At 34.9% G+C, this 21,101-nt stretch carries 15 protein-coding genes and 3 tRNA genes; 7 read left to right on the top strand and 11 right to left on the bottom strand.

What is annotated here, in order from left to right; genetic code table 11:
- Nucleotides 1–48: 48 nt before the first annotated feature.
- Complete coding sequence (locus ACY0M5_RS01480) at nucleotides 49–177, bottom strand: hypothetical protein (protein ID WP_461630577.1); 129 nt, start codon at nucleotides 175–177, stop codon at nucleotides 49–51.
- Between the two features lie 75 nt (nucleotides 178–252).
- Here ACY0M5_RS01480 and ACY0M5_RS01475 point away from each other — a divergent pair, with 75 nt between their 5' ends.
- Entirely contained in the window at nucleotides 253–468 is a 216-nt protein-coding gene (locus tag ACY0M5_RS01475; protein ID WP_461630576.1) for a hypothetical protein, read from the top strand.
- Between the two features lie 982 nt (nucleotides 469–1,450).
- Here the strand turns inward: ACY0M5_RS01475 and ACY0M5_RS01470 are convergent.
- Nucleotides 1,451–1,524 (bottom strand) — tRNA-Ala (locus ACY0M5_RS01470).
- Between the two features lie 556 nt (nucleotides 1,525–2,080).
- On the opposite strand from ACY0M5_RS01470, the gene ACY0M5_RS01465 reads away from it, so the two are divergent.
- Nucleotides 2,081–2,764: an energy transducer TonB gene (locus ACY0M5_RS01465; protein ID WP_124993536.1), complete on the top strand. Its 684-nt coding sequence runs from the start codon at nucleotides 2,081–2,083 to the stop codon at nucleotides 2,762–2,764.
- Between the two features lie 224 nt (nucleotides 2,765–2,988).
- A complete protein-coding gene (gene hflX / locus ACY0M5_RS01460) occupies nucleotides 2,989–4,215 on the top strand; it encodes a GTPase HflX (RefSeq protein ID WP_124993535.1) in 1,227 nt (408 codons plus the stop codon).
- A gap of 122 nt (nucleotides 4,216–4,337) precedes the next feature.
- Here hflX and ACY0M5_RS01455 read toward each other — a convergent pair whose 3' ends face one another.
- Nucleotides 4,338–5,327 (bottom strand): aspartate-semialdehyde dehydrogenase, encoded by a 990-nt coding sequence (locus ACY0M5_RS01455; RefSeq protein ID WP_124993534.1) that lies wholly within the window; start codon nucleotides 5,325–5,327, stop codon nucleotides 4,338–4,340.
- Between the two features lie 94 nt (nucleotides 5,328–5,421).
- On the opposite strand from ACY0M5_RS01455, the gene ACY0M5_RS01450 reads away from it, so the two are divergent.
- Entirely contained in the window at nucleotides 5,422–10,812 is a 5,391-nt protein-coding gene (locus tag ACY0M5_RS01450; protein WP_461630575.1) for a lamin tail domain-containing protein, read from the top strand.
- Entirely contained in the window at nucleotides 10,769–11,719 is a 951-nt protein-coding gene (locus ACY0M5_RS01445) for a lamin tail domain-containing protein (protein ID WP_461630574.1), read from the top strand. The genes ACY0M5_RS01450 and ACY0M5_RS01445 overlap by 44 nt, the downstream gene beginning before the upstream one ends.
- A gap of 216 nt (nucleotides 11,720–11,935) precedes the next feature.
- Here the strand turns inward: ACY0M5_RS01445 and lpxK are convergent, their stop codons facing one another.
- Nucleotides 11,936–13,063 carry a tetraacyldisaccharide 4'-kinase gene (lpxK, locus tag ACY0M5_RS01440; RefSeq protein ID WP_124993532.1) on the bottom strand — a complete coding sequence of 376 codons (1,128 nt, stop codon included), beginning with the start codon at nucleotides 13,061–13,063 and terminating at the stop codon, nucleotides 11,936–11,938.
- A gap of 258 nt (nucleotides 13,064–13,321) precedes the next feature.
- Complete coding sequence (gene sppA / locus ACY0M5_RS01435; protein WP_461630573.1) at nucleotides 13,322–15,124, bottom strand: signal peptide peptidase SppA; 1,803 nt, start codon at nucleotides 15,122–15,124, stop codon at nucleotides 13,322–13,324.
- A gap of 180 nt (nucleotides 15,125–15,304) precedes the next feature.
- Here sppA and folK point away from each other — a divergent pair, with 180 nt between their 5' ends.
- A complete protein-coding gene (folK, locus tag ACY0M5_RS01430; RefSeq protein ID WP_124993530.1) occupies nucleotides 15,305–15,793 on the top strand; it encodes a 2-amino-4-hydroxy-6-hydroxymethyldihydropteridine diphosphokinase in 489 nt (162 codons plus the stop codon).
- Between the two features lie 47 nt (nucleotides 15,794–15,840).
- Here the strand turns inward: folK and upp are convergent, their stop codons facing one another.
- The 6 genes from upp to ACY0M5_RS01400 form a co-directional block, all read right to left on the bottom strand.
- The gene (gene upp / locus ACY0M5_RS01425) at nucleotides 15,841–16,497 is read right to left on the bottom strand and encodes a uracil phosphoribosyltransferase (protein ID WP_124993529.1); all 657 of its coding nucleotides are present in this window, start codon (nucleotides 16,495–16,497) and stop codon (nucleotides 15,841–15,843) included.
- A gap of 96 nt (nucleotides 16,498–16,593) precedes the next feature.
- Nucleotides 16,594–17,289 carry a RadC family protein gene (radC, locus tag ACY0M5_RS01420; protein ID WP_124993528.1) on the bottom strand — a complete coding sequence of 232 codons (696 nt, stop codon included), beginning with the start codon at nucleotides 17,287–17,289 and terminating at the stop codon, nucleotides 16,594–16,596.
- 123 nt (nucleotides 17,290–17,412) lie between these two features.
- The gene (rpsT, locus tag ACY0M5_RS01415; protein ID WP_101309993.1) at nucleotides 17,413–17,664 is read right to left on the bottom strand and encodes a 30S ribosomal protein S20; all 252 of its coding nucleotides are present in this window, start codon (nucleotides 17,662–17,664) and stop codon (nucleotides 17,413–17,415) included.
- Between the two features lie 29 nt (nucleotides 17,665–17,693).
- Nucleotides 17,694–17,768, bottom strand: a tRNA-Glu gene (locus ACY0M5_RS01410).
- A gap of 60 nt (nucleotides 17,769–17,828) precedes the next feature.
- A tRNA-Glu gene (locus tag ACY0M5_RS01405) sits at nucleotides 17,829–17,900 on the bottom strand.
- Between the two features lie 234 nt (nucleotides 17,901–18,134).
- The gene (locus ACY0M5_RS01400; protein ID WP_461630572.1) at nucleotides 18,135–19,076 is read right to left on the bottom strand and encodes a hydrogen peroxide-inducible genes activator; all 942 of its coding nucleotides are present in this window, start codon (nucleotides 19,074–19,076) and stop codon (nucleotides 18,135–18,137) included.
- A 533-nt stretch (nucleotides 19,077–19,609) separates the two neighbouring features.
- Between ACY0M5_RS01400 and ACY0M5_RS01395 the strand changes: the two genes are divergently transcribed.
- The gene (locus tag ACY0M5_RS01395; RefSeq protein WP_124993526.1) at nucleotides 19,610–20,923 is read left to right on the top strand and encodes an acetyl-CoA hydrolase/transferase family protein; all 1,314 of its coding nucleotides are present in this window, start codon (nucleotides 19,610–19,612) and stop codon (nucleotides 20,921–20,923) included.
- Nucleotides 20,924–21,101 lie beyond the last annotated feature (178 nt).

Below are 21,101 nucleotides of genomic sequence, written 5' to 3'. Positions count from 1 at the left end.
ATTGGAAAATATTCTTGCTTAGAGCAATTAAGACCAGGTTGTTTGGGGCTAAACAATTTTTTTATCCAGGATTTTTCCCTGAGCATCCAGCAGTAAAGAGTAGCGGATAAGGTTTTGATCACGAACAATAATTTCAAAATTTTGCAAGTCCGAATAATTAATTTTAATTGCATTCATAACCTCGCCGTGTGATTTAATTGCCTGATAAATAGTATTAGGAATCGACTCCAGCTGAAGATTGATTCAATTGTAATGCAAAACAAAGAATTAGCAACTCAAGCACCAAAAGGAAAAGAAGGTGATACCAGCTTAATCGAAGCTTCTTTAATCGATGTTGCAGGTTTTGTTTCACAAGATCAACTTATTGCAGCCTTGGATAAAGTTAAAGCCGCAAAAGAAAAAGCATTGGAAATTAATACCGAATTAAACGAGGTAATTGCAAAATATGCCAGAAATAAAAGAAAATAGTATCAAGTATAATTTATAATCAAATCATATAAAATAAAAAGTCCGGGAACCACCCCGGACTTTAATCTAACCCATTTTAATCTATGAAAACCTAATCCTCTCGGAAAGGATAGTACAAACTTATGAAAACTATCTGGATTGAAAATGCTAAAAGATGTTAATTAAGGTTAAACAACTTAACCGGTATTTTTAAGCTGAAAATTTTTACGTAAATATCTAACATACTTAACTGTTGTGTGTTATCTCTTTTTTGTTATGGTGTTATGGAGAAAATGAAATAATGTATCGTTCTGGTTACTAAAGTATTTGTGGCATAGGATTAATTTATTCTTTTCTAAATGAAAGCAAGATTGGAATTTTGCGTGTAAAACAATATTCTCAATAATTCATTATATACATTTTGTCCAAGATGTTTTTTATATGATATTTGCCTTTGGTTTCAAATCGGAAATGAAAATTTCATCAACAATATCAGTTAATTACACCTCGTGAGAAAGAGTATTTTCTATGGTAAGGAACCCTTTTTAAGTTATATGAACGATGCAAATTATCTTCTTATTAAATGTATTTGGTACATATCTAATCTTAAATAGTTTCAGATATCTTAAAATTGTTACTATAAAGGGAGAAGTGTAAGAATTTTAGATCAAATAATTTAAAATGGTGTGAACCTTGTAAATCTTGGATGTAAACCGTAAGATATTGATATTATAGTCTATAATGTGATGGGTTTACAAGTTTACACGGAAAATTGCAATACTTGCATAGTGTAGAAATCATGTAAGGAATAACATCATCCAAAATCATTGAAAAGTTCACGGTATACTTGAAATTTTTATAGATGGAATGAGCTATTTTCTCATGTATTTAAACTTCCTGAGTACTATTTATTAATAGATCATCTATAAATTAGAACCGGAATGTTTGCGAAGCATAAAAAAAGCGCCCACGGTGGAAGCCCGTAAACGCCTTATCTTTAGTGTGGAGAATACCGGAATCGAACCGGTGACCTTTTGACTGCCAGTCAAACGCTCTAGCCAACTGAGCTAATCCCCCATCATTTTTATGAGGAGTAAAAGAAAAATACTTGATCCCCTCAATTGGAGTGCAAATATAGATGAAAATTACACATCTCAAAATATAAGTAGGATGATTTTTTTGAAATTAAAACATTTTTTAATTTTATACGTAAGGATAATAGAGTGGAGAATCTATTTTAGTTCGAAAATTGTTTGTCAATAGACAATTGATTGGTAGCAATGTATAGTGTGTGTATTAGGTAGGATGAGTACGAGCTTAATAGATTCTTCACTCTTATTATGTGTAAATTATAATTTAGATTGGCTATAAAGAAAAAATCGACTAAGTTTATAGTTCATTTATACACAGAGGTTTTATCCTAATTTAAATCACTGCAAACTTCCTATCTGAAATGTGAATTTTCAATCGTTTATCGGCTGAGAATCAAATTTATTGCTTAGGAAAATCAGTTTGCTTTTAATTTTTATATCTTTATGCCTCGAATTAATTTTCTAATCGAAAAGGATTTTGATTATAAAATTGAATTACTTAGTTTTAAGCGCTGAAATTAAAAGAAAATTAAAAGAAGATTATGGAAGTTAAGAAGTCACCAAAAGCAGATCTTGAAAATAAGAGAGGTCTTTTTCTTGAGATTGGTCTGGCTCTTACTCTTGCCTTTGTACTTCTTGCATTTGAATGGAGTGTAGATTCTAGCGAAGCTACCGGCCTGCAAGATCAACAAGAAATGGAGGCAGAGGAAGAAATGATTCCTGTTACCAGACAAGAACCAATTAAGCCACCACCACCACCACCACCAGCTCCTAAAGTTGCTGATGTTTTGAACATCGTAGACAACGAAGAAGAGATTGAGGATGAACTAGAGATTGAAGATTCAGATGCTGACATGGATGCTGAAGTTGAAATTCAGGTTGTAGCGGAAGAGGAAGAAGAAGATGAAGCACAGGTTTTTGTAATTGTAGAAGATATGCCTGAATTTCCAGGAGGAGCTTTAGAATTACAAAAGTGGATTGCAAAATCGGTTAAATATCCTGTGATAGCACAGGAAAATGGTATTACTGGTCGTGTTTTTGTAACTTTCGTTGTGAACAAAGTTGGAGCGGTTGAGCAAATTCGTGTAGTACGTGGAGTAGATCCATCTTTGGATAAGGAAGCTGTTCGCGTAATTAGTCAAATGCCTAAATGGAAGCCTGGTAAGCAGCGGGGTAAAGCTGTTAAAGTATCTTATACTGTACCAATTAACTTCCAATTACAATAAAACAAATCTATAATTTTTTTAGATAGTAAAGGCTCTGATTTTTCAGAGCCTTTTTTTTATGACTTAAGCACTGTTGCTTTCTCGAATATTGTTTATTTTTGCCCCGTAGTTTACGTATCTTGTTATTGGTATTTGTTTTAAGGTAGTCTTCTTACATCTACCTCTAAAAAGGAAATATTATTGATAAAGGCAACTAAGCCTTTGTTTTTTTGCAAATTGATTAAATGGGAGAGAACCTGATATTAGATAGAGAAGTAGAAAAAGCAATTTTGATTGGTGTTATCGATAAATCAAAAAACATGACTGAAAGCTTAGTTAAGGAGTATCTTGACGAACTGGACTTTCTTGCTTTAACTGCTGGAGCAGAAACGGTTAAGCGTTTCACTCAGAAGATGGACTATCCTCATCCAAAAACGTTTATTGGGACGGGAAAGCTTGAGGAGATTCTTGATTACCTGGAAAGGAATGATGATATTAAATTGGTGATTTTCGATGATGAACTTTCACCATCACAGCTTAGAAATATTGAGCGGGCATTGCAGCGTAAGATTTTGGATCGAACAAATTTAATTTTGGACATATTTGCCAGTCGTGCTCAAACGGCTAATGCAAAAACCCAGGTTGAGTTGGCTCAATATCAATATCTTCTTCCTCGATTAACAAGAATGTGGACTCACCTTGAACGTCAGCGTGGTGGTATCGGTATGCGCGGTCCGGGTGAAAGTCAGATTGAGACCGACCGTAGAATAATACTTGATAAAATATCTAAGCTTAAAGAAGATTTGCTTAAGATTGATAAGCAAAAAGCAACCCAGCGTAAAAACCGGGGGAAAATGGTTCGCGTTGCTCTGGTTGGATATACCAATGTTGGCAAATCAACTTTGATGAACATGATTAGTAAATCTGAAGTATTTGCTGAGAATAAGCTCTTTGCAACATTAGATACTACTGTTCGCAAAGTGGTTATTCAAAATGTGCCATTTTTATTGGCCGATACTGTTGGATTCATTCGGAAATTGCCTCATAATTTAGTCGAATCATTTAAATCAACTTTGGATGAGGTACGTGAGGCAGATATAATTTTGCATGTGGTTGATATTTCTCACCCTAATTTTGAGGATCAAATTAAGGTTGTGAATGAAACAATGCTTGAAATTGACAAACGTGAAAAACCAACCTTCTTGGTTTTTAATAAGATTGATGCTTTTACTTATGTGAAAAAAGATGAGGACGATCTTTTACCAAAAACAAGAGAGAATTACAGTTTGGAGGAATTAAAACAAATGTGGATTGCAAAAGGAGATACCCCTTGTTTGTTTATTTCCGCAGTGCATAAGCAAAATGTTGAGGAGTTTCGTGAGGTGGTTTACAATGCAGTAAAGGAAATACATTCGGCACGTTTCCCTTATAATAACTTTTTATATCAGGATTATTCTAATTTAATGGATTAATCCATAAAGATGCAATTGATACTTAGCTAACATGCGAATTGTTCTTATGTAATTTAAATGATTGCTGTTCGCAAATAAAATGAAGGCCAATGAAATTATTTTCATTGGCCTTATTTATAGTCTTATACAAGATTATTTTTTGTAAGGTACTCTGCAATTTGAACTGCGTTTGTAGCTGCACCTTTTCGCAGGTTGTCTGAAACAATCCAAAGATTCAAAGTATTCGGATTTGAAAAATCTCTACGTATTCTTCCAACAAATACTTCATCTTTGCCATGAGCATATTTTGGCATTGGATATTCGTTTGTATCCAAATTGTCCTGAACAATTACGCCTTCCGCTTCCGAAAGAATTTTTCTTACTTCGTCAAGATCAAAATCATTGGCAAATTCGATATTTATAGATTCTGAATGCCCCCCAACTACAGGTACTCGAACAGCAGTAGCAGTTACCCTAATGCTGTCATCTTTCAAGATCTTCTTAGTCTCGTTGGACAATTTCATTTCTTCTTTGGTGTAGCCATTTTCGGTAAATACATCGCAATGAGGCAGACAGTTTTTATCAATTTCGTATGGGTAAGCCATTTCTCCATCAATCCCATTTCTCTCATTTTCCAATTGTGAAACTGCTTTAACACCTGTTCCTGTGATTGATTGATAGGTCGAAATCACCAAACGTTCCATTTTGTATCGCTTATGCAAAGGAGCAAGGGCTACAACTAATTGTATGGTTGAGCAATTCGGATTCGCTATAATTTTGTCTTCAGTGGTTAAATCGACAGCATTTATTTCCGGAACAACCAATTTTTTGTTTTTATCCATTCGCCAAGCCGATGAGTTATCGACAACTGTGGTACCTGCTTTTGCGAATTCAGGAGCCCATTTTAAAGAGGTGTCTCCTCCAGCAGAAAAGATTGCAATTTGTGGTTTTAATTCAATTGCATCTGTCATACTGATAACCTTGTATTTTTTTCCATTAAATACAACTTCTTTTCCTATAGATTTTTCACTGGCTACAGGATACAACTCACTAATCTGAAAATTTCTTTCTTCCAGAACCTCCAGTATTTTCTGACCAACCAAACCAGTGGCGCCAACAACTGCAATTCTCATAACATAATGTGGTTTAAATTGTTGATTATAAATTAGATTATAGTTAAATTAGCTTTTTATTCAAAAGCCAAGTCAAATTTAAAAGGATTTTTCCATGAAAAAAACTCTTTCTATTAAATTGTTTTTATTGCTGTTTCTACTGAATAGTAATTGTTTATATGCCGATGATATTTGGAAAATTGATTTTACCAGTGACATAGGCAAAGGTTATTGGGGTAGTAACTCAGATTTAATCGGAATTACGGATTGGTCTTTGGATGTTTCCAACTGTTCTCTTTCTGACGATGAGGATTATGCAATGGTGGTGGGAACAAAGGGGGGAAGGTTTGAAGCCAGGGATTGTGAAGGAGAGGCCGTGTGGAAGAGTAGGTCGGTTGATATTTTCGGTTTTACCGATGTTGCCATTTCCGTTTTATTAGCAGAAACCGGAAGTTCAACAAGTTCAAGTAAATATGCGAAAGTCTTCTATAAATTGGACGGTGCTGATGAGGTTCAATTTGAATTGAATGGTGAGAATAGCGGCAATTGGGGTAGTGTAAATGCAACACAAGCTAATTTAAACGGATCGAGTTTAGAAATCGTTGTTAGGATGAATAATCCTAATTCGGGTGATTTGGTTTATTTTGATAATTTGGTGGTTGAGGGAAGTCCTGTTGTTCCCGAGACTGAAGACCTGACTCAAATTAAGGCTTCTGACAATCCTGTTGAGTCGAAACTTCTCAGCACAAATTGTAATGAAAAAGAAAAGGCATTAACCTGCTTTCGATTTGTTATTGACGAAACGGCAGAAGCTGCAGATGGCCTTCCAACTAAAATATCAAGAATGATCTTTTACAATTCAAAGCCGAATAATGGGATGAATTGGAAAGATTGCCTGGGTGGCCTTTGTCTGTTTGTAAATAATGAGGAGATTATTCCTCAAAATTTCATCATCGAATCAGATTCTATTTTAATGGATTTTGAAGAAAATCAAATAAGTATTCCCGATGCAGAAAAAATGGAATTTGAATTGCGCTGTTATTTAAACTCAGATCATCCTTTAACAGATGGTGAAACATTTCAATTGTATTGTAAAGATTCAGCGAGAGGCTTCGAAACTTTTGTGTCGGGCTCTGGTTTTAATCCAGCCAATGAAGAGCTTCTCTCTGCAATTCATAGTGTTGAGGTTGAGGCCACAAGAATGATCTTCTCTGACTGTCCTGATACTCTTATTCGCAATAGTGATTTTTCCATTTTAGTAAATGCTGTAGATGATTTTAATAATAAGGATTTTGATGCAAATCAGATGGTTATATTATCCTTGGAAACAGGAACCGGCAATTTGGAATCGCTGAATGGATTTCAGAATTCATTTGTTAAAGGTGAGGTGAGTTTTGAATCATTAAAATATTCCCATCCTGAATTCATAAAATTGGCTGTAAGCAATGATGTGCTGCCCATGACAATTTCAGAAAATATAAGGGTTGAGAATACATATGAATCATTTGTAAATGTGAATGATTCGTATTCTTCAGACTCTATCATCTCTTCGCTTCGTATTCGGGAAGAGGATGCGTTTGAAGTTTTTCGATTTTCGGTGACGGATTCGGGGAATGATAATGCTTCAACTATTCTTGAGCAGATAAGATTGATCGGATCGGAGAAAAACCAAGTGAATTGGAAGAAATCAATTGAAAAGTTCTTTGTAAAAGTGGAAGGGGAGGTATTGGATGTTGAATGTACTATAAAAGATAAACAGGTAGATATTCATTTTATAGAGTCTGAACTAAATAAGGAGATATTAAGTGAAGAAAGTGTCGAATATTCTGTTTTTTGCTTTTTAAAAGAAGGAAAAACCATTGATGAAGAATTATTTCAAATGAAAATAGATTCTTTGCATGCGGGTTGGATTATTTCTGATAGAAGCAGTGGACTTAGTCCTAATTTTGGCGGTAATTTGGTAGGGACAGAGTTTACCCTTGAAGTAGAGGCCAAAGAAATGTTGTTTCAAACAGTTCCTGAATCAGTAAATTATCAGGAACAATTTACTGTCGTTGTTCAGCTTGTTGATAGTTTGGGAAACATTGATACGAACTCTGAGTTTGAAATAGAACTTTCCCTGGCTTCCGGGAATGGAGGGCTTTCATCCGAAAATATAAAGCTTACAAGTGAGGATGGAGATTTTCTATGGGAGGATTTAATTTATAGTGAAGCGGAAAAATTTACTCTTCAGGCAGAATGCGACAACTTCCCAACAATATTGAGTGATAATATATCAGGTGCTGACGAAACCTCTGTAATCGGCTCCGCGGGTCCAATTTTAGCAAAACCACTTAGTTCATTGGCAATCACTCAAGATGATGCCATATCTGTTCTCAATTTTAAAATATCAGATTTAGCTACACACGATCAGTTGCCAACAATAATTTCAAATTTGAAGTTTTACAACAAATATCCTGAGCATTCCTTTTCCTGGGCAAAACATATTTCCGGAGCGGTTCTATTATCAAAAGGAGAGATGATTGCTGCAGCATCAAAAATTAGTGACAATCGGATTGAGTTTAATTCATCGAAAGGCATATTGGAACTGCCAAACAATTCGGAGATGAACTTATCTTTGGCGATTTTTTTTCGCAAGGGACAGCTTCCTGATAATGCGACTTTTCAGGTTGAAATACCAAAGTTTCATGAATGGAAGTGTTTGGAAAGTGGCTCGAAGATACAGCTGATCTTACCGGACGACATTATATCTGAAATCCATTTTATTAACGTTGAAGCTAGTCAACTCTCTTTTTCTTCGTACCCTTTCGGGATTAATAATTCTGATGAGAAATTTTCTTTAAAAATTGCAGCCTGTGATTATTTTAAGAGTATAGATAAAGATGCAATTGGAGCTGTGAATCTCAGTTTGTTGGATGGGAATGGAGAGTTAATTGTTATGGATGAGAAACTGGAATTAGTAAATGGGATTGTTGATTTCGATTCTATTCAATACAATGGAACTGACGATTTTAGTCTGAAGATTGAATCCAGTTTAGCATCTGATTCAATTCAAATTCTTTTGGGAGAAGATGAATTAGCTATTGATGAAAATTTTGAATCAAAAAGTATTGAAAATTGGATAAATACGAAGGATTGGTGTGTTTCGTCTTATCGGCCAATAGCTGGGGAATATTCATTGAAACACAATTTGTCAGAAGAATTAGGTTCAAGCTGTATTTGTACTCCTTTGAAAGGATTTAACCCCAAAGCGGGTGCAATAAATTGGCGTTTTATTGTTCAAAATGGTGATTGGGATCCATCCTCGGGAAATAAATTTGTCTTTCATTTGCTCATGGATGATTCTGATCCGAGTACAGCCACTACTAAATATTCTGTTGGTGTAAATCAAAGTGGATCAAACGATATTTTGAGTTTGTGTACTTTGAATAAAGATCAGAAATTGAAAGTTTTATTAGAATCAGAATTTAACTGGAATGAAAATGAGGCCGTTGCAATTCAGATCACTTATTACCCAAATGGTCTATGGAAAATGGAATACAACCGATTGGGGAAAAAAGAAAATTGGTTAGTTGCAGGAGAAATTCAATCTGAAATTATGCCAGACGCAAAGGAATGGTTTGCGGGTTTGGATTTTACCTATGAAACAGCCTCCCGAGCAGGAAATCTTTGGTTTGATGATTTGGAAATAAAATCCATTAATACACCGCCATTTTTTAAATCTTACGAGATTTTAGCAACGGATTCTTTGCTTTTGGAATATTCGGAGAAGCTTGATTTTTCAAAATCAGCTGAAATCGAAAATTTTAAATTGACAAGAACCAATGGTGAATATTTGGGAATGAAAGTTTTGCCTGGAGTTGAAGATAATTGCTTACTTCTTGTTTTGGATGATGAATTAAAAACAGGGAGTTATTTATTAGATCTGTATAATATTACTGATGCTAAGGGGGCAGTGCAGGAAAAGGAGTCAATTAATTTCGGATATTTTGCTCCTGCAAAAAGTAATGATTTGGTCATTAACGAAATCATGGTTGACGAAACACCTTCTGTCGGGTTGCCGGAATATGAATTTATTGAATTGTACAATTCCAGTGAATATCCGATATCCATTGAGAATTGGATTTTAAAAGCAGGAGAGAAGGAGACTGTTTTAGCAGCGGACACAATTCCCGCCAAAGCATATTTAATTTTGTGTTCAAATTCTGCAGTAGAAGAATTTACTTCGTTTGGTGATGTGCTTGGAGTAAGTAGCTTCCCTGGATTAACAAATTCAGGAGGAACAATTGAAATACAATCTGCAGAGAAGATCGTTATTGATCAGGTTTTTTATTCTGATTCATGGTACAAATCTGATGAAAAATCGAACAGAGGTTGGTCTTTTGAAAGAATTGATCCTTTGAATGCCTGCAGTACCAATGGCAATTGGTCAGCGTCGAAGAGTGAAACAGGAGGAACACCGGGGAAAGAAAATTCCATTCATGGAAATAATATTGACAATTTAGCTCCGGCTGTTTCTCATTTAAGAGTTTTGTCCAAAAATCACCTGTCAATAGAGTTGAGTGAGCAAATTGACACATTCTCCTTGCTTAGTTTCCAGAATTATTCGTTGGCTGATAATCCTGTTTCTACAATTACGGTGGAAACGCCAATGATTGTTCACCTTGAGTTTGCCAATTCTTTTGAAGATGGTCATGAACAGCAGCTAAATATTACCAGTTTGCAGGATGAGTGTGGCAATGTGTTGGATACAGTTGTGGGTTTTATTTGGTATGAGGTTCATTCCAACGATGTTGTGATAAATGAAATCATGGTCGACGAAACACCTTCGGTTGGGTTGCCGGAATATGAATTTATTGAATTGTACAATTCCAGTGAATATCCGATATCCATTGAGAATTGGATTTTAAAAGCAGGAGAGAAGGAGACTGTTTTAGCTGCGGGCACAATTCCCGCCAAAGCATATTTAATTTTGTGTTCAAATTCTGCAGTAGAAGAATTTACTTCGTTTGGCGATGTGCTTGGAGTAAGTAGCTTCCCTGGATTAAAAAATTCAGGAGGAACAATTGAAATACAATCTGCAGAGAAGATCGTGATTGATCAGGTTTTTTATTCTGATTCATGGTACAAATCTGATGAAAAATCGAACGGAGGTTGGTCATTGGAACGAATCGATCCGGCAAATACATCTTGGCAGGCAAATAACTGGAAGGCTTCTGAAAACGAATTGGGAGGAACTCCGGGTAAAGTGAATTCAATTTACTCAGTAAATCAGGATCTGATTGCTCCAGGTATTGAATCCTGTAGATGTATTTCATCTAACTGTTTAAAGCTTGTTTTTAGCGAGCCAATTGAAAATAGAGGTCTTGTTTTATCAAATTTTCAACTTTCTCCTGATTTAGTTTATCCTAAGGAAGTGATTCAGTCTGATTTAGCAGGTAAAGAGTTTCAATTGATTTTCAATGAGGATTTTGTTAGGAACAGTCAATGTCAACTCATCTTATGAAATTAAAGATTTAGCAGGCAATTCCATGATAACCAAAGAATTTGAGTTCTGGGTACCGGGAATTGTCACGAAAGGTGATCTGGTGATAAATGAAGTATTGTTCAATCCTTATCCCGATGGATCGGATTATGTGGAAATTGTAAATGTATCGGAAAAAGTAATTGATTTGTCAAGCATAAAATTGGCTGCGCGAACAGATAATTTTGAATTAGACAATGAAGTTTCAATTTCAGACAAATACCTGCTTCCCAATGAATATATATTAGTGACAGAAGATACTCTTAATGTTCAACAAAACTATTTTACATCCAATCCTGATGTTTTTTGTCAAGTTAAATCTCTACCATCTTTTTCAGATGATGCAGGAAGAGTCGTTCTTATTTCCAATAATGAACTTATTGATGACTTTGCATACAATGAAAATATGCATTTCGAATTATTGGCTTCGGTTGAAGGTGTATCTTTGGAAAGGATAAATCCAAAAGGTGAAACGAATAGTAAATCAAATTGGCAATCGGCGGCTCAAAATATCGGATTTGGTACTCCGGGAATTCAAAATTCAGTTTACAATGATCTCAGCAGTTCAAATTCTGAAATAAGTCTGTCTCCTAAAATATTCACTCCGGACAATGATGGTTTTGATGATCGCCTGCTGATTACTTTTAATTTGGAAATGGATGGTTACCTCGCTTCGGTAAGAATTTATAATTCGATGGGGATTGAAATTAGGAAATTAGCGAACAATTTGAACTTAGCCAATGAGGATTCTTTATTTTGGGATGGACTAACTTCACAAAAAGAGAGAGCTTCAATAGGAATCTATTTGGTGTATATCGAATTATTTAGTCCGGATGGAAAACGTAAAATTTTTAAAGAGTCCTGTGTTTTGGGTGGAAAATTCAATTAAAACAGCATTTAATTGAACGGCAATAGAGTTTTTCCAAAAAAAAGAAATTAACTGTTGATTATTTATGTTTGTTTTTGTAACTTAATGATGCATAGGGTGTTTGAATGCTTTTGAAATTAAATGTATCTCAAACTGCTTTTAGTGATAGCTGTTAATTAATGTAGTGGTTAATTTAATGGTAAAGTAAAGAGGAATCAATTTGATTCCTCTTTTATTTTATATTGAGTCGGTCTTGATGTTATGCAGATTGCTTGAACGCTTATTTTTCTGCACATAGTTCATAATCTGCACATCGAATTTTGACTTGTCTTCATTCAAAAATTTTATCCGTAAGGGAATATAGAATAAATGCTTTTTTATCGATTCATGATTGATATCCATATCGTAAAATCGAGTCGCATCTTTTTCCGTTGTAACAATTATTTTATTTTCACCCTTCAGGTGTTCAAATTTCGAATGAATTAAATCAATATCTTTTGTTCCAAATGAATAATGATCCGGAAACTTCAATTCTTCTACCAAATCAGAGAAATTCTCAAGGTACTCTCTTAAAGGTTTAGGATTGGCAATTCCAGTTACCAAAAGAATAGAAAAATTATCTTTATCCCAATCTTCGTTAATAATATTGATAGCGTTATCTCTAAAAACGGGTTCTAAATTTCCGTAATCAAGGCTTGTGAAATATAAGGACTGAAAGGGAAGAAGATCAAGTTCTTTAACAATTATTCTTCTATCGATAGGAGTCATATTTTCCGGCGATTTACTTACAATGATAATGTTGGCCCGGTCTTTTTCGCCTGCACTTTCGCGCAGTCTGCCATATGGCATAATATAATCCTGAGTAATTGGCCGGTTGTAGTCTATTAATAAAATCGATAAACCGGCTTTTATAGATCGGTGTTGAAAAGCATCATCAAGCAGTACTGCAGCTAAATCGGTACCATGTTCCGATTGAAGCAGATTCTTTACGCCGTTCACTCTTTTTTTATCAACTGAGACTAAAATATCTGGGAATTTTCTTTTAATCTGCATTGGTTCATCACCAATCTGATATGATGTTGATGCTCCATCAGCAAGGATATATCCTTTTGATTTTCGTTTATAACCCCGACTTAATGTGGCTATTTTATAATCATCTTTTAGTAAGGTAATCAGGTATTCGATATGAGGAGTTTTACCGGTTCCACCTACAGTAATATTGCCAACAGATATAATGGGAATTTTAAACTCGGTACTTGGTAATATATTAAAATCGAAAAGTAGATTCCGTACAGATACAATCAGCCCATATAGTAAACTAAAAGGAAAAAGCAGACTTTTCAGGATGGGAGATAGTTTCTTCATTGGATGTTAGATTTGAAAAAGGAAATGAACCTTTCCCAGACATGTTTTTTGGTTAGTAGATTATTTTGCTAAAATTACTGAAATAATTCAAATGATAATAATTTTCTTGCTCCAGCCAATAAAAATCATTTCTGCTAGATCCTTAAGATAAGGAATCAGTAATTGAATTAATAATTAAATGGTGTTTTACTGAAATATATCGATTCATGAGAAAAAAAAGATCCTCATGTTATTCATGAGGATCTTAATTGTTTACAGTTAATTTTTCCTAGTGCAGTCAATTTCATAGGGAATACGGGCTTGAATTCCACCAAGTTGTATAAGGTCTTGTGTTTTTTCATAGGTACTGTAAAAGCTTCCCAATTCGTTTTTAAGAATTTTGATTTTTGCCTTGCCAGTTAATTCTTCTATGATTGCTTCGAAAGGATCTTTTAATTTTGGAAGAGAAACGATTCGATAATCTTCGATTCCGGCTTTTTCTTTGGCTATTTGAATGGCTGTTTCCAATCCTCCCAAAACATCAACCAAACCATTTTTCTGTGCATCCATTGCATTCCAAACTCTGCCTTGAGCAACTTCGTGCACCTGTTCAACAGTCATGTTACGTCCTTCAGCAACTCTACTTACGAATGTATCGTAACCGTTATTAATGATACTCTGAACAATTTCTTTCTCTGTTGGAGTAAATTTTCTGGATGAAATAGGAAGCATCAATGGATAGCTGCCACCAAAAGCAGCATGTTCATTGGTTCCGTAAGAATCGGTTGTCAAGCCAAATTTCTCCTTTATTAGCTCTTCTCCCGAAAAGAACAAACCATAAATTCCAATCGAACCGGTAATCGTATTTTTATCAGCAACGATTGTATCAGCAGTACATGCAATATAATACCCACCAGAAGCCGCAACATTTCCCATTGATGCAATTACAGGTTTTGCATTCGAAGCTAGTTTAACTTCTCTCCATATAAAATCTGATACATTTGCATATCCTCCCGGAGAGTTAACTCTTAATACAATTGCTTTAATTGTAGAATCAAGACGAGCCTCACGAATGGTTTTAGCTAATCCGGGTCCAATTGAGCTTTCGTTTTGTTTTAAACCTATTGCACCACTGGCATAAATAACAGCGATTTTATTTTTCGAAAATTTATAGTTTGCATCTGGCGCATTTGCATAATCAGAAGTGCTAACCAATCTTAGTTTTTTATTTTCTTTAATATCAGATAGTTTTCTTAGCTTATCCTCCATTTCATCTTCGTAGATAACTCCGTCGATTAAGCCATATTTTTCAGCATCGGCAGCTTTTCTAACGGCTACTTCATCAATCAGTTGATTCAGTTTTTTAACAGTAATATTTCTCTCTTCCGATATTCCTTCAAGAAGTTGATTCCACATAGCTCCAACATAAGCCATGGTTTGTTCTCGACTTTCATCACTCATATCGTCTCGGAAATATTGTTCGGTTGCCGATTTGTATTTACCAACTCTAATTACCTGAGCTTCAACGCCGATTTTCTCAAGAAATTTCCTGTAAAAGGTTCTTTCACCTCCCATACCTAATAGAAATAAACCAGCTTCAGGGTTAAGGAAAACACTATCAGCAATAGAAGTTAGATAATATGCTTTCTGGGAATGACCAAAATTATTATAGCTAACTATGAACTTACCTGTTGTTTTAAATTCCTTTAGTTTATTTCTGATTTCTTCGATAGATGCCATGCCTCCAAAATTGGCAGGGATATCAGTTACATTAAGGTAAATTCCTTTTATTTTTTCATCTGTTTTGGCTTTCTCAATATTTTCAAGAACGGTGTTTAGTCCGATGTTGGCATCAGCACTCATGGTGAAAAAATTGAAGTTAGACATTGGGTTGTCTGAACCTCGATCTACTAATTGTTTATTTAATTTTATTTCCAGAATACTTTTGTCTTTTATGTCGACAGGTTTATCACTACTTGATGCAATTGCAGCAATGATCATTATTCCGAGAAATAGTAATATAAAACCTCCTATTATAACTCCAAGAATTGAGGCGAAAGTAAATTTGAAAAAACTCTTCATACTATATATGTTTTGTTGATAATCAATTAATAACTAATAATTGTAAATTATGGTAAATTTAGACACAAACAAATATATTTAATTTAGTTGAGATGGGCTTGGTGTAATGCCTTATTTTCGATATACATTTTGATATCGGGGTTTTCTTTGTTTCTTTTACCGATAAAAAGAGAATTTTACATGGAGAGAGTATATTTTTTATTGGGAGGTAACTTAGATGACCGAGAAAGAATCCTTTCTGAAGCAATTTCGAAGATGAAGTTGGAAATAGGGGAGTTGGTGGATTGTTCTTCTATTTACGAAACTGAACCATGGGGTTTTGAACATGAATTGAACTTTTTAAATCAGGTTGTCGTAATTGAAACCGAGCTTGAGGCGAAAGAAATATTGGATGTAACCCAGCAAATTGAGAAAGATTTAGGACGGGTTCGTAAGAAAGATCAGTACAGTGAAAGAACAATCGATATTGATATTCTTTTTTACGGGGATCAGATTATTTCTACCGACCGTTTGGTTGTTCCGCATCCCAGAGTTCAGGAACGATTATTTGCACTGATTCCAATGCTCGATGTTGCACCCGAATTAATTCATCCGATCGAAATGAAAAGCATAAGAGAATTGCACGCGGTCTGTCCGGATAAAATGGAAGTGAAAAAATTCAAGCACTAAAAAAAGGGTTGTTTCAAAAAACAACCCTCTTCTGATAAATATTTTATTTATCCCAGTTTAGCACCAAATGCAAGATCACCTGCATCGCCGCATCCCGGAACAATATATGATTTCGAATTTAAATCTTTATCAACAGCACCCATCCAAATAGTGATATTTTCATTAGAAAGTTTACTTTTTATAAACTCAACACCTTCTTCACTACCAATAACCGCAACAATGTGAACGTGTTTAGGTGTTCCTTTTGTTAGCATTGCTTTATACGCTAATTCCATTGAAGAACCTGTAGCCAGCATCGGATCGGCAAGAATAACAACTTTGCCATCTATCGATGGAGATGAAATGTATTCAAAATTGATTTTGAACTCGCCATCATCAGAATATTTTCTGTAAGCAGAAATAAAGGCATTTTCCGATCTGTCGAAGTAATTTAAAAGACCAGTGTGTAAAGGTAAGCCTGCCCTAAGAATGGAAGCTACTACAACTTCGCAGGATGGAAGACTTGTAAGTGATTCTCCAAGAGGAGTTTGTATTGAGCTTTCAGTGAAATCCAATTCCTTACTGATTTCGTACGCAAAAATCTCGCCCACTCTTTCCAGATTTCTTCTAAAGCGAAGAGGATCTTTTTGAATATTTATATCTCTGATTTCAGCTATGAATTGATTAAAAAGAGAGTTTTTTTCTCCTAAAGTATTGACCACCATGATTATTTATTTAAAATTTAGCTGAGCGCAAATATAGCCATATTTCAAAAATATTAAACAAGGAATTCCTTAAAAAATTGATAAGACTAATTCATTCTAAATTAGTCCTTCATCTGCAAAGCTAAAGAATTGATTGTCTGCAATTATTAAATGATCCAATACCGAAATATTCATTAGTTTACCTGCCTCACTGGCTTTTGAGGTTACATCCTTGTCTGCATTGGAAGGTTGAAGATTGCCTGACGGATGATTGTGGCAAAGAATTAAGTTGGTTGCACCTAAAAGCAGGGCATCTTTAAATACTAATCTTACATCAAAAACAGTTCCGGTGATACCTCCTGATGAAACGTTTTTAATTTCGACTATTTTATTTGCTTGATTAAGAAAAATGACCCAAAACTCCTCATGGCCTAAATCTTCAACATAGGGAGATATGAGTTCAAAAGCATCCTGACTGCAGGTTATTTTTTGTTTTTGTTTGGAGGGAAAAGCTTTTTGTCTTCGGCCTAATTCTAAAGCTGAGATGATACTTATAGCTTTTGCTTCCCCAATACCTGGGATTTTCACTAAATCATGAATGTTTTTTTTTGCGAGCAGATTAAGATCATTGTCGCAATCAGATAGAATTGATTTGGATAATTCAACCGCAGATTGCTTTCGGTTACCACTTCCAATAATAATTGCCAGAAGCTCGGCAGAAGATAAACTCTTAACGCCTTTATACATTAATTTTTCTCTGGGGCGATCTTCAATAGCCCAGTCCTTAATGCTTAATTTCTTGTATTCGTCCATTTCGCGATATGTTATAACTTAATTAAAGTTATGAAAATATGCGAAATAATCAAATGAAAATTTATTGCATGACAAAAAGGGTTCTCAGTGAGAACCCTCTATTATAGAGTAGTAATTTCTTACCTACAGTTTGTTAACGTGTAAAGCTAATTTAGATTTTAAGTTAGCCGCTTTGTTTTTATGAATTACATTGATTTTTGCAAGTTTATCTAACATTGCAGTAACCGTTGGTAATAATTCGTTAGCAGCTTCTTTATCAGTAGTAGCACGTAACTTTCTTACAGCATTTCTAGTAGTCTTAGCGTAAAACTTGTTGTGTACTCGTTTTGCTTCAGACTGTCTTATTCTTTTAATTGCAGATTGATGATTTGCCATCTCTTAAAGTTATCTAAATTTATTTATCTTGGTAGTCCGTAGGGGAATCGAACCCCTGTTACCAGGATGAAAACCTGGCGTCCTAACCCCTAGACGAACGGACCATTATCTTTATTTTTGCGTAGCAAAGGTAAGTTAAAAAATAACTTGCTACAAACTTTTCGTAGTCCGTAGGGGAATCGAACCCCTGTTACCAGGATGAAAACCTGGCGTCCTAACCCCTAGACGAACGGACCATTTATTTTAAAGAGATGCAAAGGTAAATCAAAAATTTAATTTTGCAAATACATTTTTGTGTTTTTTCTTTTTAAAAGCTGAAGAACTAAAAGGAGCAATCGTGATCACTATTTTTTTCTTTAGCGATGCAAAGAAAGAGATAATTCTTTGAATTGGCAATACTTTATTTGAAAAAAAACAAGACTTTTTTTATCTAAAATTCCTAACTGCTTCTTTCTTAGAATAAAGAGTAATCAGCGCCATTCAACAATTGTTCCTCTTGTACTATTTAAAAGGTCTTTAGGGATGATGTTTTGGATACTTACGGCCAAAAGATCGAGTAATTTATTCTTTGAATAATGACGGGAATACACCAAACTAACTTCTCGTAAAGGGTGTAGATTTGTGAATCTCTTAACTTGATTTAACTTGTCTTTGGGTAAATATTGAGTGGCTAATTCAGGAATCAATGTAAAACCACCTTCTTTATCCACAATTTTCATTAAAGTTTCTAAAGAATTACTCTCAAATTCGAAAGGCAATTCCTGATGCTGCAAATCGTGCATTTCACAAAGGTTGATGACCTGATTTCGAAAACAGTGACCATCACCAAGCATCCATATTTCCGGAGTGGCAATATCTTTTACCTCAATAACTGATTTTTTAAGAAGCTCATGATCTTTGTGTGCATAAATCATCATCTCTTCGTAAAACAGTGGCTTTTCATTTATTTTATCTTCCTTGGCTGGAGTCACAAATATGCCGACATCTATTTTGTCTTTTTTTAAACTCATTATTATATCTTCAGATACCATTTCTTCCACTTCCACTTTAAGAGCAGGGTAATTTCGGATATAGTCTCCAATAAACATGGGTAGGAGGAATGGAGCAAGGGTTGGAATGATACCTATTTTAAGACTTCCTACAATTGTATTTTTATGATCATGTATAATGTCGTTGATTTTTTTTGTATCCCCTAAAATGATTCGGGCTTGCTCTATAATAGATTTACCAACATCAGTTGGGATGATTGGTTGTTTGCTGCGGTCAAATATAGTAATGTCCAGAAATTCTTCTAATTTTTTAATTTGCATACTAAGCGTAGGCTGTGTAATAAAGCACTTATCAGCAGCAGTGGCAAAATGACGGTATGTATCAACTGCAACGATATATTCCAACTGGGTAATTGTAATCATGTTTATTGAATTTGGATTTAAGCTCAAATATAAAGATTATCTATCGGATTATAAGCATTATTGATTTGATAGATGATGAAAAGTACACTACATTTGGTAGTACTAATATAAAACAACAGTTATTTTTTATTTCGGCAGAAAGTTATAAAGAGCTAAAGTAGCATACTTTGCGAAATAATAGGGTTACAAAAATAATAGTTTGATAGTTTTTGTTATTTAAGTTTTATTAGATGTTTGGGTTTTGCAGCCGGAAATTTATTTCCGGCTTCTTTTTTTATGTGATTCTGCGTTTTAACTACTCCTGTAAGAATTTGTCACCTGTTCCAAGATACATTTTTAAATTCCATTTAAGTGGTACTGATTTTATTCTCAATTATTTCTGGAAATTGAATCGCAAAAGCTTAGTTATGAACCGATAATGCAGATATGTTTTGTAGCATTAATGCTGAATAGCAGAAATTGGACTCAAAAAATATACTACTTTAGTCGGCGATTTAGGAATTATTAAAAAACATCATAAAATCGATTAAAAGATGCACAAAGAGATCAAAATAGTTTCTTTTGAGGAAGCAGCGAAGGTGATTAAATCTGGGGATAGAGTACATTTACATTCCGTAGCTTTGGCTCCGCAGAAGTTTATAAATGCAATGTGTGAAAGGGGTCGTAATGGCGAAATTTACGATGTGGCAATACAGCACCTCCATACAGAAGGTCCGGCTCCTTATGCAGACGCAGAATTTGAAGGTATCTTTAATTTGGAGTCATTGTTTGTTGGTGCCAACGTACGGAAGCAAACACAGGCAGGTTATGCCGATTATATCCCTGTGTTTTTGAGCGAAACGCAGCAGTTGATTCGTGAAGGGATTTTGAAAGTGAACGTAGCCGTGGTTCAGGTAAGTGTGCCGGATAAGCATGGATATGTATCATTGGGTACCTCTGTTGATGCTACAAAAGCAGCTGTTGAAACAGCAGATACTGTTGTTGCGGTAATCAATCCTAATGTGCCTCGTGCATTCGGTGATGCCTTGATGCCTTTGAGGTATTTTGATGTGTTTTGTGAGGATAATACTCCACTAATAGAGCACCATAATGCACCATTATGTGATATGGATATTCAGATTGGTAAAAATGTTGCAGGTTTAATTCCTGATGGAGCTTGTCTTCAGATGGGTATTGGTGGTATTCCAAATGCGGTTTTAGCTCAATTAGGCAATCACAAGAATCTTGGTGTGCACACTGAAATGTTTGCTGATGGTCTTCTTCCTTTGGTTTACAGCGGTGTTGTTAACGGAATGAACAAGAAATTAGATAAGGGTAAGATTGTTGCTGGTTTCTTAATGGGAACAAAGGAGCTTTACGATTTTGTTGATGATAATCCCGGAGTTTTAATGATGGATGTTGCTTATACTAATGGTGTTGGTATCATCAAGCAAAATCCTAAAGTATGTGCAATTAATTCTGCATTATCTATTGATATTACAGGTCAGGTTTGTGCCGATTCAATTGGAACAAGACACTACTCTGGTGTTGGCGGACAGATTGACTTTACACGTGGTGCTTCTGCTTCAGAAGGTGGTGTGCCAATTATTGCAATGCCTTCTGTTACTGGAAAAGGAGTTTCAAAAATCACTCCAACTCTACTTCAGGGATCTGGTGTTGTAACTACCCGTAACAACATGAGATGGTTTGTAACTGAGCATGGAGCAGTTAATTTGTTTGGAAAAACATTACAACAAAGAGCTAAAGCTATTATTTCTGTTGCACATCCTAATTTTAGAGAAGAATTGGATCAGGCAGCTTTCGAAAGATTTGGTAGTCACTACCATTTTGTTGCTAAAAAATACTAATATAGTTCAGATATTCTGATTAAAATAAACGAGGCTTCACATGAGGTCTCGTTTTGCATTTTGTTCGTTCTTAAAAAATAAATCAACATTTAATTAATTGAAGTTCGGTCGGTAAATTACAAATTAGACCTTAGGGATTTAAGAAATACAGGTTTGTATTGGTGGAGTTGTACTTCGC

The sequence above is a fragment of the Labilibaculum euxinicum genome (assembly GCF_963678175.1).
Lineage (GTDB): Bacteria > Bacteroidota > Bacteroidia > Bacteroidales > Marinifilaceae > Labilibaculum > Labilibaculum euxinus.
This window is presented reverse-complemented; position numbering and strand designations above follow the sequence as displayed.

Bases quoted from the DNA above. Each gene is read 5' to 3' on its own strand.
- lpxK (WP_124993532.1), bottom strand. From the start codon at position 13,063: ATGAAGAAACTATCTCCCATCCTGAAAAGTCTGCTTTTTCCTTTTAGT.
- ACY0M5_RS01475 (WP_461630576.1), top strand. From the start codon at position 253: ATGCAAAACAAAGAATTAGCAACTCAAGCACCAAAAGGAAAAGAAGGT.
- radC (WP_124993528.1), bottom strand. From the start codon at position 17,289: ATGGACGAATACAAGAAATTAAGCATTAAGGACTGGGCTATTGAAGAT.
- ACY0M5_RS01400 (WP_461630572.1), bottom strand. From the start codon at position 19,076: ATGATTACAATTACCCAGTTGGAATATATCGTTGCAGTTGATACATAC.
- ACY0M5_RS01455 (WP_124993534.1), bottom strand. From the start codon at position 5,327: ATGAGAATTGCAGTTGTTGGCGCCACTGGTTTGGTTGGTCAGAAAATA.
- ACY0M5_RS01450 (WP_461630575.1), top strand. From the start codon at position 5,422: ATGAAAAAAACTCTTTCTATTAAATTGTTTTTATTGCTGTTTCTACTG.
- folK (WP_124993530.1), top strand. From the start codon at position 15,305: ATGGAGAGAGTATATTTTTTATTGGGAGGTAACTTAGATGACCGAGAA.
- ACY0M5_RS01395 (WP_124993526.1), top strand. From the start codon at position 19,610: ATGCACAAAGAGATCAAAATAGTTTCTTTTGAGGAAGCAGCGAAGGTG.
- sppA (WP_461630573.1), bottom strand. From the start codon at position 15,124: ATGAAGAGTTTTTTCAAATTTACTTTCGCCTCAATTCTTGGAGTTATA.
- ACY0M5_RS01445 (WP_461630574.1), top strand. From the start codon at position 10,769: ATGAGGATTTTGTTAGGAACAGTCAATGTCAACTCATCTTATGAAATT.
- hflX (WP_124993535.1), top strand. From the start codon at position 2,989: ATGGGAGAGAACCTGATATTAGATAGAGAAGTAGAAAAAGCAATTTTG.
- ACY0M5_RS01480 (WP_461630577.1), bottom strand. From the start codon at position 177: ATGAATGCAATTAAAATTAATTATTCGGACTTGCAAAATTTTGAAATT.
- ACY0M5_RS01465 (WP_124993536.1), top strand. From the start codon at position 2,081: ATGGAAGTTAAGAAGTCACCAAAAGCAGATCTTGAAAATAAGAGAGGT.
- rpsT (WP_101309993.1), bottom strand. From the start codon at position 17,664: ATGGCAAATCATCAATCTGCAATTAAAAGAATAAGACAGTCTGAAGCA.
- upp (WP_124993529.1), bottom strand. From the start codon at position 16,497: ATGGTGGTCAATACTTTAGGAGAAAAAAACTCTCTTTTTAATCAATTC.